At 74.0% G+C, this 13149-nt stretch carries 13 protein-coding genes; 2 read left to right on the forward strand and 11 right to left on the reverse strand.

The features are described 5' to 3' along the window. Positions 1–30: 30 nt before the first annotated feature. From ACZ518_RS21370 to ACZ518_RS21410, 9 genes are all read right to left on the reverse strand, one after another. Positions 31–996, reverse strand: coding sequence for an ornithine cyclodeaminase family protein (locus ACZ518_RS21370; protein WP_469114575.1), 966 nt, complete (start codon positions 994–996; stop codon positions 31–33). After that, positions 993–2012, reverse strand: coding sequence for a proline racemase family protein (locus tag ACZ518_RS21375; RefSeq protein WP_469114576.1), 1020 nt, complete (start codon positions 2010–2012; stop codon positions 993–995). The genes ACZ518_RS21370 and ACZ518_RS21375 overlap by 4 nt, the downstream gene beginning before the upstream one ends. Then, positions 2009–3013 carry a proline racemase family protein gene (locus tag ACZ518_RS21380; RefSeq protein WP_469114577.1) on the reverse strand — a complete coding sequence of 335 codons (1005 nt, stop codon included), beginning with the start codon at positions 3011–3013 and terminating at the stop codon, positions 2009–2011. The genes ACZ518_RS21375 and ACZ518_RS21380 overlap by 4 nt, the downstream gene beginning before the upstream one ends. A gap of 32 nt (positions 3014–3045) precedes the next feature. Then, a complete protein-coding gene (locus ACZ518_RS21385; RefSeq protein WP_469114578.1) occupies positions 3046–3972 on the reverse strand; it encodes a dihydrodipicolinate synthase family protein in 927 nt (308 codons plus the stop codon). A gap of 76 nt (positions 3973–4048) precedes the next feature. Beyond that, entirely contained in the window at positions 4049–5518 is a 1470-nt protein-coding gene (locus ACZ518_RS21390; RefSeq protein WP_469114579.1) for an FAD-dependent oxidoreductase, read from the reverse strand. Next, positions 5499–5810 (reverse strand): (2Fe-2S)-binding protein, encoded by a 312-nt coding sequence (locus tag ACZ518_RS21395; protein ID WP_469114580.1) that lies wholly within the window; start codon positions 5808–5810, stop codon positions 5499–5501. Before ACZ518_RS21395 ends, ACZ518_RS21390 begins: the two co-directional genes overlap by 20 nt. Continuing rightward, entirely contained in the window at positions 5810–6955 is a 1146-nt protein-coding gene (locus tag ACZ518_RS21400; protein ID WP_469114788.1) for an NAD(P)/FAD-dependent oxidoreductase, read from the reverse strand. Before ACZ518_RS21400 ends, ACZ518_RS21395 begins: the two co-directional genes overlap by 1 nt. 80 nt (positions 6956–7035) lie before the next feature. Continuing rightward, positions 7036–9423: a collagenase gene (locus ACZ518_RS21405; RefSeq protein ID WP_469114581.1), complete on the reverse strand. Its 2388-nt coding sequence runs from the start codon at positions 9421–9423 to the stop codon at positions 7036–7038. Positions 9424–9598: 175 nt separating this feature from the next. After that, positions 9599–10501 carry a LysR family transcriptional regulator gene (locus ACZ518_RS21410; protein ID WP_469114582.1) on the reverse strand — a complete coding sequence of 301 codons (903 nt, stop codon included), beginning with the start codon at positions 10499–10501 and terminating at the stop codon, positions 9599–9601. A 102-nt stretch (positions 10502–10603) separates the two neighbouring features. Here ACZ518_RS21410 and ACZ518_RS21415 point away from each other — a divergent pair, with 102 nt between their 5' ends. Next, positions 10604–11350 carry an SDR family NAD(P)-dependent oxidoreductase gene (locus ACZ518_RS21415; protein ID WP_469114583.1) on the forward strand — a complete coding sequence of 249 codons (747 nt, stop codon included), beginning with the start codon at positions 10604–10606 and terminating at the stop codon, positions 11348–11350. A gap of 32 nt (positions 11351–11382) precedes the next feature. Continuing rightward, positions 11383–11592, forward strand: a complete 210-nt coding sequence (locus ACZ518_RS21420) for a tautomerase family protein (RefSeq protein WP_386270637.1) — start codon at positions 11383–11385, stop codon at positions 11590–11592. Positions 11593–11601: 9 nt separating this feature from the next. Here ACZ518_RS21420 and ACZ518_RS21425 read toward each other — a convergent pair whose 3' ends face one another. Together ACZ518_RS21425 and ACZ518_RS21430 are read right to left on the reverse strand one after the other, a co-directional pair. Next, complete coding sequence (locus ACZ518_RS21425; RefSeq protein WP_469114584.1) at positions 11602–12000, reverse strand: RidA family protein; 399 nt, start codon at positions 11998–12000, stop codon at positions 11602–11604. Beyond that, positions 11997–13121 carry an acyl-CoA dehydrogenase family protein gene (locus ACZ518_RS21430; RefSeq protein ID WP_469114585.1) on the reverse strand — a complete coding sequence of 375 codons (1125 nt, stop codon included), beginning with the start codon at positions 13119–13121 and terminating at the stop codon, positions 11997–11999. Before ACZ518_RS21430 ends, ACZ518_RS21425 begins: the two co-directional genes overlap by 4 nt. Between the last annotated feature and the right edge of the window lie 28 nt (positions 13122–13149).

A 13149-nucleotide genomic window follows, 5' to 3' on the forward strand; every position in this document is an offset into this window, starting at 1 on the left:
CACCGACGTGCGGAGGAACAGCGTACAATGTCACGTTTCGCTGTTCGCTCCGGTCGCGTGGTAGATCGCCACCGCGACGGCAAGATCTTCCCAGGCCATGCCCACGCTCTTGAAGAGCTGTGGACAACTCGGCCTCCCGCCCGTGGAATTGCGTCCCGCGACCAGGTCGGCGAGGGTGCCCGCGATATGACCGGCCCCGATCGCCCCCTCGGCCTCCGGGACGAGCAGGTCCCCCGCCTCCCGCAGCGCGGCCGCCCGCGACTCCACGTACACCGCCGCGCGTCGCACGAGGGCGGTGTCGGTCTCCCGGGCGTCCGGCTCGTGCGAGCCGACGGCGACGACCACCGCCCCCGGGGCGACGAGGCGCCCGTCGAAGAGCGGCTCGCGGGCGGTGGTGCAGCACAGGACCAGATCGGCACCGGCCACGTCGGCGGGCGTGCCCGTGCGGGCCGGGACGCCCAGGTCCCGGGCGTGCGCGGCCAGCTTCTCCGCGCGGCCCGGGTCCCGGGCCACCACCACCGCCCCGGCCAGGTCCCGCAGTTCCAGCACCGCTTCGAGGTGCCCGTACGCCTGCGGTCCCGAGCCGAACAGCACCAGCCGCAGCGGGCGCCCGGGCGCGGTCAGGTACCGCAGGGCGAGCGCGGAGACCGCCGGGGTGCGCAGGGCGGTCAGGGCGGCGCCGTCCAGGAGGGCCAGCGGGCGCAGGGTGGGGCCGTCCAGCAGGAGGTAGCTGCCGGTGATCCGGGGCAGTCCCCGCGCCGGGTTGCCGGGGGCCACCCCGGCGATCTTCACCCCGGCGTACGCGCCCGACGCGGCCGGCATGAGCAGCAGCTCGCCGGCGGGCGCGGGCACGCTGGTGCGCTGCGGGCAGGCCTCCGGGTCCAGGCCGGCGCGCAGGGCGGCCTCCAGGGCGTCGGCGGCCCCCCGAGGGGTGAGCAGGCCCGCCGTCTCGCGGGCGCCCAGCTGGAGGAGGCCCGCCGCGGGGGGGACCGTCACAGCAGGAAGCCCGCGCCGAGGGCGTCGTACGGGTCGGTGGTGAAGGTGTGCTCGCCGGTGCGGTAGGCGGTACCGGTGACCTCGGTGACCCCGTCCGCGAGGATCCGTCCGGTGAACACGGTGCCGGTCACCGACTCGTGCAGCAGGTCCTCCCCCGCCCCCAGCCGGCCGTCCTCCGCCAGCAGCGCGAGCCGGGCGGAGGTCCCGGAGCCGCAGGGCGAGCGGTCGATCTGCCCGTCGGCGAAGACGGTGACGTTGCGCTGGTGCGGCCCGAAGGGGGTGTCGGGCAGTTCCTCGTACAGCACCACCCCGTAGACCCCGGAGAGGAGCGGGCCGCCGGGGTGCCAGGTCGCCGGGTGGGTGGCGAGGGCGGCACGGATCTCCCGTCCGGCGCGTACGAGTTCGGGCAGGGCGGCGCGGGTGACCTCCAGGCCGAGGTCCCGCGCGGCGGCGGAGGCGTAGCAGGCCCCGGCGTGGGCGATGTCCACCTCCGCGATGCCGAGGGTGGTGGCCACCGGGACCTTGCGGGCGGCCACCCGGGCCGGGACGTTGCGGAAGGTGACCCCGGTGGTGCGGCCCTGGGACCGGTGGACGGTGGCGGCGACGCGGCCCGACGGCACGTCGATGCGCACCTGGACGTCCCCGTCGTCGGGCGCCGCGACGCGGCCGGTGTCCACGGCCCAGGCGCCGAGCGCCATGGTGCCGTGGCCGCAGGCGGTGGAGTAGCCGTCCTTGTGCCAGAACAGCACCCCGAGGTGGGCCCCGTCGTCGTCCGGGGGCACCACGAACCCGCCGTACATCCCGGCGTGCCCGCGCGGTTCCTGCACCAGCAGGCGCCGTACGTCGTCCAGGGGGCTGCGGCGCGGCATGGTCCCGGAGCCGCCCGGGCCGATGGCGGTGGCGCAGCGCTCGGCGACGGTGTCGCCGGGGACGGGGGGCAGCCCGCCCGAGGTGGTGTCGACGATGCGGAAGGGCTCCCCCGCCGTGTGGTAGTCGGTGGTGCGGACGGTGGTCACAGCAGGAACCCTCCGGGGAAGGGGTCGGTCGGGTCGAGGAAGTACTGGGCGGTGCCGGTGATCCAGGCCCGCCCGGTGACGGTGGGGACCACGGCCGGCCTGCCGCCGACCGTGGCCTCCCCGACGAGCCGGCCGGTGAACTCGGTGCCGATGAAGGACTCGTTGACGAAGTCCGTGCCGAGCGGCAGCAGCCCCCGGGCGTGCAGCTGGGCCATGCGCGCGCTGGTCCCCGTACCGCAGGGCGAGCGGTCGAACCAGCCGGGGTGGATGGCCATGGCGTGCCGGGAGCGGCGGGCGTCGGAGCCGGGGGCGGCGAGGTAGACGTGCTTGATCCCGGCGATGGAGGGGTTCTCGGGGTGGACGGGGCGGTCGGGCCCCCCGTTGACCGCGTCCATGACCGCGAGTCCGGCGGCGATCAGGTCGTCCTTGCGCGCCCGGTCGAAGGGCAGCCCGAGGGCGTCGAGTTCGACGAAGGCGTAGAAGTTGCCGCCGTAGGCGAGGTCGTAGGTGACCGTGCCGAAGCCGGGCACCTCGGCCTTCAGGTCGAGGCCCGCGCAGAAGGACGGGACGTTGGTGAAGGTGACGGCGGTGGCCGCTCCGTCCTCGACGCGTACGTCGACGCTCACCAGTCCGGCCGGGGTGTCGAGCCGGACGGTGGTGACCGGCTCGACGGCCGGGACCATGCCGGTCTCGACCAGGACCGTGGCCACCCCGATCGTCCCGTGCCCGCACATGGGCAGCAGGCCCGACACCTCGATGTAGAGCACGCCGAAGTCGGCGTCGGGCCGGGTGGGGGGCTGCAGGATCGCACCGCTCATCGCCGCGTGGCCGCGCGGCTCGTACATGAGCAGGGTACGGAGGTGGTCCATGTGCTCCATGAAGTGGAGCCGCTTGTCCGCCATGGTGGCGCCGGGGATCACCCCGACTCCCCCGGTGATCACCCGGGTGGGCATGCCCTCGGTGTGCGAGTCCACCGCGTGGTAGATGTGACGCGTGCGCATTGCGATCCCCTTCGTCGTCCCCTCCGGGGAACCTAGTTGAGGCCTTCGGCGAGGGCCTTCTCGGTGGCTGCGCGCACGGCGGCCTCGATCTCCCCGGTCAGCGGGAAGCGCGGGGGCCGGGTGGCGCCGCCGGGGCGTCCGGCGAGGTCCATCGAGAGCTTGATGGCCTGGACGAACTCGGTCTTGGAGTCCCAGCGCAGCAGGGAGTGCAGGGACTTGTAGAGCGGCAGGGCGGTGGCGAGGTCGCCGGCGACGGCGGCACGGTACAGGGTGGCGCAGGACTGCGGCAGGGCGTTGGGGTAGCCGGCGATCCAGCCGACGGCGCCGGCGAGGGCGAGTTCGAGCAGGACGTCGTCGGCGCCGATGAGCAGGTCGAGGCCCGGGGCGAGTTCGGCGATCTCGTAGGCGCGGCGGACGTCGCCGCTGAACTCCTTGACGGCGACGATGCTGCCGTCGGCGTGCAGGCGGGCGAGGAGGGCGGGGGTCAGGTCCACCTTGGTGTCGTACGGGTTGTTGTACGCGACCACCGGCAGGCCCGACCCCGCGACCTCCGCGTAGTGGGCGCGCACGGTCTCGTCGTCGGCGCGGAAGGCGTTGGGCGGCAGGAGCAGCACGGAGCCCGCGCCGGCCTCGGCGGCCTGGTCGGCCCAGCGGCGGGCCTCGGCGCTGCCGTACGCGGCCACGCCGGGCATCACGCGGGCGCCGTCGCCGGCGGCCTCGACGGCGGTGCGGACGACGCGGGCCCGCTCCTCGTCGGTGAGGGTCTGGTATTCGCCGAGGGAGCCGTTGGGGACGACGCCGTCGCAGCCGTTGGCGATGAGCCAGGCGACGTGTTCGGCGTAGGCGTCGTAGTCGACGGAGAGGTCCGCGCGCAGGGGCAGGGCGGTGGCGACCATGATGCCGTGCCAGGGGCGGGTGCGGGTGTCGGCGCTGAGTGCGGGGGTGGGCGCGTGGTTCATGAGGGGACTCCCTAGTGTGGTGTGTGACATTTTACTAGTGGGCGTGAGGCGGCCACAAGGGTCCGGGCGGACCCGATCAGTGGCCGGGGGCGGGAAGTTCGGCGTCCGGGAGTGCCGGCCGCTCCAGGGCCGCGAGGTGGCGCAGCGGGACCGGGCAGGACAGGGGGCGGCGGTCCGCAGCCGGAGCCCCGCCCGCCAGGGCCGCCACGGCCGGACCGCACATCCGGCCCTGGCACCAGCCCATTCCGGCCCGGGTGAGCAGTTTGACCGTACGGGCGTCCCGCGCCCCCAGGTCCTCCACCGCCTCGCGGATCCGGCCCGCCGGGACCTCCTCGCAGCGGCACACGTCGGTCTCCTCCCGCAGCCAGCCGGTCCAGCCGGGGCCCGGGCGGTGGGCGGCGGCCATCGCGTCGGCGAAGGCGCGCAGCCGGGCGCGGCGGCGAATCAGGGCGGCGGGTGCGGGGGCGGGGCGTCCGGCGAGGATCTGGGCGGCGATCGCGTGCGCGGCGATCTCCCCTTCGGTGAGGGCCAGTTCGGCCCCGCCGATGCCGCCCGTCTCACCGGCGGACCAGATGCCGGGGACGGAGGTGCCCTGCTCCGCGTCCACTTCCAGGGCGGCCGTGCCGTCGGCGGCCGGGCGGGTGGCGCAGCCGAGGCCGGTGGCCAGCTCCAGCTGGGGCACCAGGCCGTGGCCCACCGCGAGGGCGTCGCAGGGGATCCGGCGGGCGGTGCCTGGCAGCGGGCGCCAGTCGCCGTCGAGTCGGGTGATGGTGACGGCCTCGACGCGGGTGGTGCCGTGCGCCTCGGTGACGGCGTGCCGGGTGAGCAGGCGGATGCCGTGGCGCAGCAGGGCGCCGCCGTGGACGGCGCCTTCGGCGAGTTTGGCGGGGTTGCGCAGCAGGGCGGGGGCCTGGGGCGCGTACGCGGTGTACGAGGCGGCCTCGACGACCGCGGGAACGGCGGCCCCCGCGGCGGCGAGGGAGCCGGCCACGGCGAGGAGGAGGGGGCCGGAGCCGGCGACCACGACGCGGCGGCCGGGCAGGACGAGGTTGTTCTTCAGCATGGCCTGGGCGCCGCCCGCGCCGACGACTCCGGGGAGGGTCCAGCCGGGGAACGGCAGCTGGCGCTCGTAGGCGCCGGTGGCGAGGAGGACGTGGCGGGCGCGGAGGGTCGCGGGGGTCTCGTCGGGGCCGTGGCCCGCCACCGCGTGGAGGGTCCACTCCGTGCCGTCCGGTACCACCGTCCAGACGTGGTGGGCCGGGAGGTAGGTGATGCGGCCCGCCGCCCGGTGCGCGCGGAGGGCGGCCTCGCGGGTGGCGAAGGCGCGCCAGCCGTGGTGCAGGGCCTGGGGGCGGGTGGCGCCGAGGGCCGGGGCGGGGTGGCGGTAGAACTGGCCGCCGGGGCGGTCGGCGGCGTCGAGGAGGGTGACGCGCAGGCCGAGGCGGGCGGCGGTGACGGCCGCGGCCAGACCGGCGGGGCCGGCACCGACCACGGCCAGGTCGGTGGTCGGGTGCGGGGCGCTCTTGTCAGACGGCGAGGTCGGCATGGCCGGTGCCTTCCTGGGTGGTGACGGAGTCTCCGGGGCGGGCGGGGACGAGGCAGGCCCGCTGGTTGGGGCGGCCGTTGACGGTGACGAGGCAGTCGTAGCAGGCGCCGATGCCGCAGAAGGCCCCGCGGGGGGTGCCGCCCTCGCGGGTGGTGCGCCAGGCGAGGATGCCGGCCGACCAGAGGACGGCGGCGATGGACTGGCCCTCCTGGGCGGGGAGTTCACGGCCGTCGAAGGCCAGGGGGAACGTGGCCGCCGGGCTGCCGCCCACCAGGTCGCGGGGGCTGCGCATCAGCGGTCTCCTCGGGGGTGGAATCGCTCGGGGCGGAAGGGGGCCAGGGGGAGGCGGGGTTCGGTGCCGGCGAGGGAGGCCGCGATGAGGGCACCGGTCGCGGGGGCCAGGCCGATGCCCGCGCCCTCGTGGCCGCAGGCGTGGAGCAGGCCGGGCACGCGGGGGTCGGGGCCGATCGCCGGGAGGTGGTCCGGCAGGTAGGGGCGGAAGCCGTGGTAGGTGCGGATGACGCGGACGTCCGCCAGCACCGGGAAGAGGGCCGCCGCCTGCGCCGCCAGCCGGCGGAGGGCTTCGGTGGACAGGCCGCGGTCGAAGCCGACGCGTTCGCGGGTGGCGCCGATGAGGACCGGCCCGGAGGGGGTGCCCTCCACCACGGCGGAGGACTGGAGCGCCGCCGAGTCGCTGGCCACGTCGGCGATGTAGTCGGCCGCGTAGACCTTGTGGCGGACCACGCGGGGCAGGGGTTCCGTCACCAGGACGAAGCCCCGGCGGGGCAGGACGGGGAGGTCCGTGCCGGCGAGGGCGGCGACGGCCCCGGCCCAGGTGCCCGCCGCGTTGACGACGTACGGGGCCCGGAGGGTGCGGCGGGAGGTGCGCACGCCCCGCACCCTGCCCGACTCCAGGAGGATCCCGGTGACTTCCTCGCCGAGGTGCAGTTCGGCTCCGGACGCCGCCAGCAGGCGGGCGGCCGCCTGGGCGGGCTGGACCTGGGCGTCCTGGGGGTAGTGGAAGCCGCCCGCCAGGCCCGGGGCCAGGTGGGGTTCCAGGTCGTGCAGGGCGTCCGGGCCCACCTCGGCCGAGACGACCCCGGCGGCGCGCTGCCCCTCGGCGAAGTGGCGCAGGGCCTTGAGGGTGGTTTCGTCGGGGGCGACGACCAGGCCGCCCTTGGGTTCGTACTCGATGGCGTGCGGGAGTTCGGCGGAGAGGTTCCGCCAGAGTTCCGTCGACAGGAGGGCCAGGTCGAGTTCGGGTCCCGCCTCCTTGTCGGAGACGAGCAGGTTGCCCTCGCCCGCGCCGGTGGTGCCGCCCGCGACGGGGCCGCGGTCCACCACCGCCACGGAGAGGCCGGAGCGGCTCGCGTAGTACGCGCACGCGGCCCCGACGACGCCGGCGCCAATGATCACGACGTCCATGGTCAGTAATATGTCACATTCTTTTGAGAGTGCCTAGGGTGTCCCGGCCGGCCCCGCCCCCCGTTCGGATCCGGGGCCGGCCGGGCGCGCGGTCAACTGCGGAGGGGGCCTTCGCAGCTGTAGGAGGAGGTGCCCGCCGCCTTGTTGTCCCAGATCTCCACCGGGCCGAAGGAGCAGTTCATGTCGGCCAGGTTGTTGGAGGCGGTGCCCGCCCGGTCGAGGAGGAAGTAGTCGACCGTCTCCGACATGTCCTTGAAGTTCTGGTCGTCGCTGCGCCAGTTCTTCAGGTTCGCGGTGATCCGGCCGGTACAGGTGAAGCGGCGCTTGCCGGGGTCGCCGTTCTCCACGCAGTCGGGCGTGTTGTACGTGGCCGTCGCGAAGGAGGACTTCACCGAGGCGAGCGCCGCGTCGCGCAGCCGCTCGTTGGGGGTGAAGGTGGTGTTCGGGACGTAGAGCTGGTCCACCTTGGCGATCTGGGCGTCCAGGAAGCGGTTGTAGTCGCGCTGGAGGTAGGTGTCCGCGCCCGTGCGGTGGCGCCACGCGTCGTACCCGGCGACGTCGTTGGCGCGCAGGTACCCGTACATCTCGCGCAGCAGCGAGGGCTTCTCGGTCCACAGGAACTCGAAGAAGGTGCCCGCGTAGCTGTAGAAGCGGAAACCGTCGCCGTCGTAGGTGGCGTTGAGCAGCTGCTCGACGGTCATGCGGGGGCCGCCGCCGGCGGTGTCGCCGATGATGCTCTTGACCAGGGACTTGCGGACGGCGATGCCGTTGTCGCGGGTGGCTCCGTCGAAGAACTCGGCGGTGCCCTCGTCCATGGCGGTCGTGCGGTCGCCCTCGTACCAGGGGCCCTGGCCGAAGAAGCCGGGAACGGCGAAGCGGCCGTTGAGGTAGTGCGTGTACTCGTGGCGGAAGAGCTCTTCCAGGGTGAGGGAGGAGTCCTGCGGGACGCGGCGCTGGTAGGTGTAGAAGGTGGCGCCGTTCTCGATGTAGATGCCGCCGTTGTTGGTGCCGTAGCCGGTCAGGATCGGGTGGTAGTTCTCGTAGTCGGCGCGGGAGGCGTAGAGCACGATGTTGAGGGTGCTGTTGGGGTCCCCGGCGAGCGGCTGGTCGGTGCCTATGACGCGGTGGAACTGCGTCTTGACCTGCTTGCTGGCGTAGTAGAGCTGGTCGACCGTGGCCTTGTCGAGGGCGGTGCGGACCTTGATGGCGCCGTTGTCGTAGCTGTAGGTGTACGGGAAGATCTGCTTCTCGATCTCCTCCTTGCAGACCCCGTACGGCTTGCAGGCGCCGTAGAAGTTGAGCCAGGAGACGATCTTGGCCCAGACCTCGGTGCCGTGGCCGGACTTGACGCGGTCCAGCATGGCGCCGAGGTCGGCGACGACCTGGTCCTTGAGGCCCTCCACCTGGCCGAAGCGGGCGTACTCGCTGAGGGTGTCGCGCACCACCCAGGCGTTGCCGGTGCCCTTGAGGTAGGTGTAGTCGGCGAAGGCCTTGAAGACGGCGCGGTACGAGGCGTCCCCCGCGACCGCCGCGTGGAAGGCCGCGTCCTCGTTGCCCGGGTAGACGCCCAGGTAGTTGGTGGAGAGGGCGGCGAGGACGGCGCCCGCCCAGCCGGCGTCGAGGTTGGTGGCCGGGTGGGCCGGGTCCATGGTGGCCAGGACCTTCTTGATCAGGCCGAGCTGGTGGTGGCGCAGGCCGGGGCCGGCGGCGTAGAGGGCCTCGCGCAGGGTGCGGGCGTTGGTGGGGGTGACGTCGAAGGTCCGCGCGGCGTTGCCGAAGTCGTCGATGGCCTGGCGTATCGCGGCGGTGGTGGGGGCATCGGTGACGTCGATCTCGTCGCGTGAGAAGTCGTGGTAGGCGACGGCGTGCAGGTAGGTGAACATCTCCTCCAGGTGGGAGGAGTTACGGCCGTCGTGGGCGGCGGCCAGGCTGGATATCCGGCGGGAGACGGCCTGGACGTGGGCGTCGGACATGACGGGCGCCAGGCGGGCGTCCCAGGTCCAGATCAGCCCGCGCAGGCAGCCGTCGGCGGTGACGGCCTGGTCGCCGAGGAAGTCGGCGAACTGCTCCGGGGTGAGGTTCTTGATCCCGTCGAGGGTGCAGGGGACGCCGGCGGCGACGCTCTTGGCGGTGGGCGCGGCCTGGGCGGACTTGCGGCTCTTCTCCGTGCGTTCGGCGCTCGCGGCGGAGCCCGGGGCTTCCACCGCCGGGGCGGCGCCGGGAACCCGGCCGTCGGTGACGGCCTTGCCTCCGGGGGCCGGGGCGGGCGCCGGGACGAGCGGCTTGGCGTCGGCCAGGCGGTCGACCTCGTCGAAGGGGTTGGGCGCCGTGGCGGTCGCGCCCTGGGCTCCGGCGGCGAAGGCGCCCGTGGGGGTGGGCCGTTCCGCCGCCTGCGTCGCGGCCTGGCCGGCGGTGGCGAGGAGGGTGACCGTGACGGCGGTGGCGAGGAGAGACGTACGCACAGCTCTGTGCTGAAACACCGATGACTCCTGTTGGGAGGGAGGTGGGGGAAAGGTGCGAACTGCCCTGCGTCACGCGGCGTTTGACGGGGATTAACGTGCCGCGGTGTGACCTGTAACATAGTAATGTGAAATTGCACTGGCAAGACCTGTGCGCACACCAGTTCAGAACTTCTTGAGCCGGACGCCCCGAGGATCAGACCTCGGCCCTGAGGTGGGTCATCAGCTCCTGGACGAAACTCTCCAGGTGGGGCGGGTGGGGGCCCGTCCGGGTGGCGCAGAACCAGGTCCGGGTCAGCGGCTGTTCGCCGATCCGCACCAGCGCCAGGCCGTGCGAGGCCGCGTACGGGGCGGCGGCCCAGTTGGGCAGCACCGCCGCGCCCTGGCCGCCCGCCACCATCTCGACCACCAGGTCGGTCACCACCGGCATGGTGGTGATCCGGCCGGGCCGGGCGCCCGCGGGGATCGGCAGCGGCACCGCGGGAAGGCGCTTCTGGTCGTAGAAGTCGTAGAGGACCAGGTCGGCGCCGTCGAAGTCGCGGACGGTCAGGTGCGCGAGCGCCGCCCAGGGGTGGCCGGCGGGTACCACCGCCACCATCTCGTCCTCGAACAGCCGGGTCAGGGTCACCCGGTCCATCTGCACGTCCGGCTTGGTGACGAGCGCGACGTCGACCTTGTCGGCGAGCAGCGCCGGGATCGGGGCGTCGTCGGGGACGGTCGCGATCCGCACTTCGATGTCCGGCTCCCGCTCACGGTAGGCGCGCAGCACGGGCGGCAGCCACGGGAAGGTGGTGCTGCACTGGGCGGCGAAGCGCACCCGCCGGTCGCGGCCGTCGCGGATGTCGCGCACGTCCCGGGTGGCCGACTCCAGCTCACCGAGGATGCGGTGGGCCGCGACGAGCATCCGGCGGCCGGCCGCGTTGGGGACGAGGCGGCGGCCCTTCCGGTCGAAGAGCCGCATGCCCAGGCGGTCCTCCAGCCGGGTCAGCCGCTGGCTGAGGGCGGGCTGGCTGACGTAGAGCCGCTCGGCGGCGGCGGTCAGGGAGCCCGTCTCGGCGGTGGCGTCGAGGAGTTCCAGGTCCCGCAGGTCCATATCCATAACCGTGGATTATCCCATGCTCCAATTTCCGTCGTGGTGTTATCGGTTGACGGCTCATACGTTTCCGGTGTCACCACGTAACCCCCAGAAAGGCACCGGAACATGACCGACACCACGACCCGCCCCACCGCCCTGATCACCGGCTCCTCCAGCGGCATCGGACTGGACATCGCCCGGGCCTTCCTGGCCGACGGCGCCAACGTGGTCCTGAACGGCCGCGACGGCGACCGCCTCGCCAAGGCCGCGGCGGACCTCGGACACCCCGGGCGCACCGCGTGGGCGGCGGGGTCCATCGCGGCGCCGGAGACCGGCGAGCTGCTCGTACGCACCGCGCTGGAGCGCTTCGGCCGCATCGACGTCCTGGTCAACAACGCCGGCACCTTCGCCTCCAAGCCGTTCACCGAGGTGACCGAGGAGGAGCTCGACGGCTTCCTCACCGGCAACCTCAAGGGCACCTACCTCACCACGCAGGCCGTCGTGCGGGCCCTGCGCGCCCAGGGCCGGGGCGGCAGCGTCGTCAACATCGGCACCGTGCTGGTGGACCACGCGCTCGCCGGCTTCCCGGCCTCCGCCCCGGTGGTCAGCAAGGCCGGTGTGCACGCGCTGACCACGAGCCTGGCCGCCGAGCTCGCGGCGGACGGCATCCGCGTCAACCTGGTGGCGCCGGGGATCGTCCGCACGCCGCTGCACTCCGGCGCCGACGTGGACTCCTTCGGCGGGCTCGCCCTGCTGGACCGGGTCGGTGAGGTCTCGGAGATCTCCGAGGCGGTGCTGTACCTCGCCGGAGCCACCTTCGTCACCGGCCACGCGCTGCGCGTGGACGGCGGCCACGTCACCGGCCGCTCCTGACCCCGCCCGCCCCTGACGGAAGGACTTCCGCCGTGCCGTACGTGAACGTCAGGATCACCCGCGAGGGAGCCACGGCCGCCCAGAAGGCCGAGATCATCGCCGGTGTCACCGACCTGCTGGTCAGGGTCCTGGACAAGGACCCCGCCACCACCTTCGTCCTCATCGACGAAGTCGCCCTGGAGGACTGGGGCGTGGGCGGGGTCACGACCGACGAGTACCGCCGGCGGGCGGTGAAGGGGTAGGCCGTCCCCCTACGGGAGCACCGCGATGCCGTCCAGTTCGAGCTGGGCCTCGGTGTCCCACAGGCGGACCACTCCGACCACCGCCATCGCCGGGTAGTCGCGGCCCGCGAGGCGGCGCCAGATACGGCCCAGTTCGGCGGCGTGCGCGCGGTAGGCCTCCACGTCCACCGCGTACACCGTCACCCGGGCCAGGTCGGACGGGTGGCCGCCGGCCGCGGCCAGGGCGGTCAGCAGGTTGCCCAGGGCCCGCTCGAACTGCTCGGGCAGGCTCCCGCCGACCACCTTCCCTGAGCCGTCCAGCGCGGTCTGGCCGGCCAGGAAGACGATCCGCGAGCCGGTGGCCGACACCGCGTGGGAGAAGCCGGTGGCCGGGGACAGCTCCGGGGGGTTGAGGCGTTCGGTGGTCATCGCGCCGCCACCCCCCGGTAGAGCTCCTTGGCGATGATGGTGCGCTGGACCTCGCTCGCCCCCTCGTAGATCCTGGGCGCCCGCACCTCCCGGTAGAGGTGCTCCAGCAGGTGCCCCCGGCGCAGGGCGGCCGCGCCGTGCAGCTGGACGGCGTGGTCCACCACGTACTGGGCCGTCTCCGTGGCGAGGAGCTTGGCCATGGCGGCGCGACCCGGAACGTCGGCCGCGCCGCTGTCGTACGCGCCGGCCGCCGCGTACACCAGCAGCCGGGCGGCCTCGGTGCGGGTGGCCATCTCGGCGACCCGGTGCGCGACCGCCTGGAGGTCGGCGAGCACCCCGCCGAAGGCGGTCCGGCCGGCGGTGTGGGCCACGGTCGCGTCGAGCGCGGCGCGCGCCATGCCGACCGCGAAGGCGCCCACGCTGGGACGGAAGAGGTTCAGCGTCTCCATCGCGACGCGGAACCCCTGCCCGGGCTCGCCCAGTACGTCCTCCCGGCCGACGGGCACGCCGTCGAAGGCGAGCGAGCCGATCGGGTGCGGGGAGAGCATCTCCAGGGCCTCGCCGGTCAGCCCCGGGCGGTCCGCCGGGACCAGGAAGGCCGTGATGCCCTTCGACCCCGCCGCCTCACCCGTACGGGCGAAGACGGTGTAGAAGTCGGCCTCGGGGGCGTTGGAGATCCAGCACTTGCCGCCCGTCAGCCGCCAGCCCGGCCCGTCCGCCTCCGCCGTCAGGGCGAGGGCCGCGGCGTCGGAGCCGGCGCCGGGCTCGCTCAGCGCGAAGGCCGCCACGTGCCGGCCGGCCCGGACCCCCGGGAGCCACCGCTCCCGCTGGGCCGCGCTGCCCGACCGGAGCACCGGGTGCGCCCCGAGTCCCTGGAGGGCGAGGGCCGTCTCCGCCTCTGTGCAGCCGTAGGCGAGGGACTCCCGCAGCAGGCACAGCTCCAGCGCCCCCGAGCCGAAGACCCGCTCCAGCAGGCCCAGTTCCCCCAGCTCGGCGAGCAGGGGCCGGTTCACCCGTCCGGGCTCGCCCTTCTCGGCGAGCGGCCTCAGCCGCTCGCGCGACAGGGCGCGCAACCGGCCGCACCATTCCTCTTGCTCCGCCCCGAGCGCGAATCCGGCCATGCGAATGCCCCCAAGTCCTGTCGACACT

It is taken from the genome of Streptomyces sp. NPDC033966, from assembly GCF_055575955.1.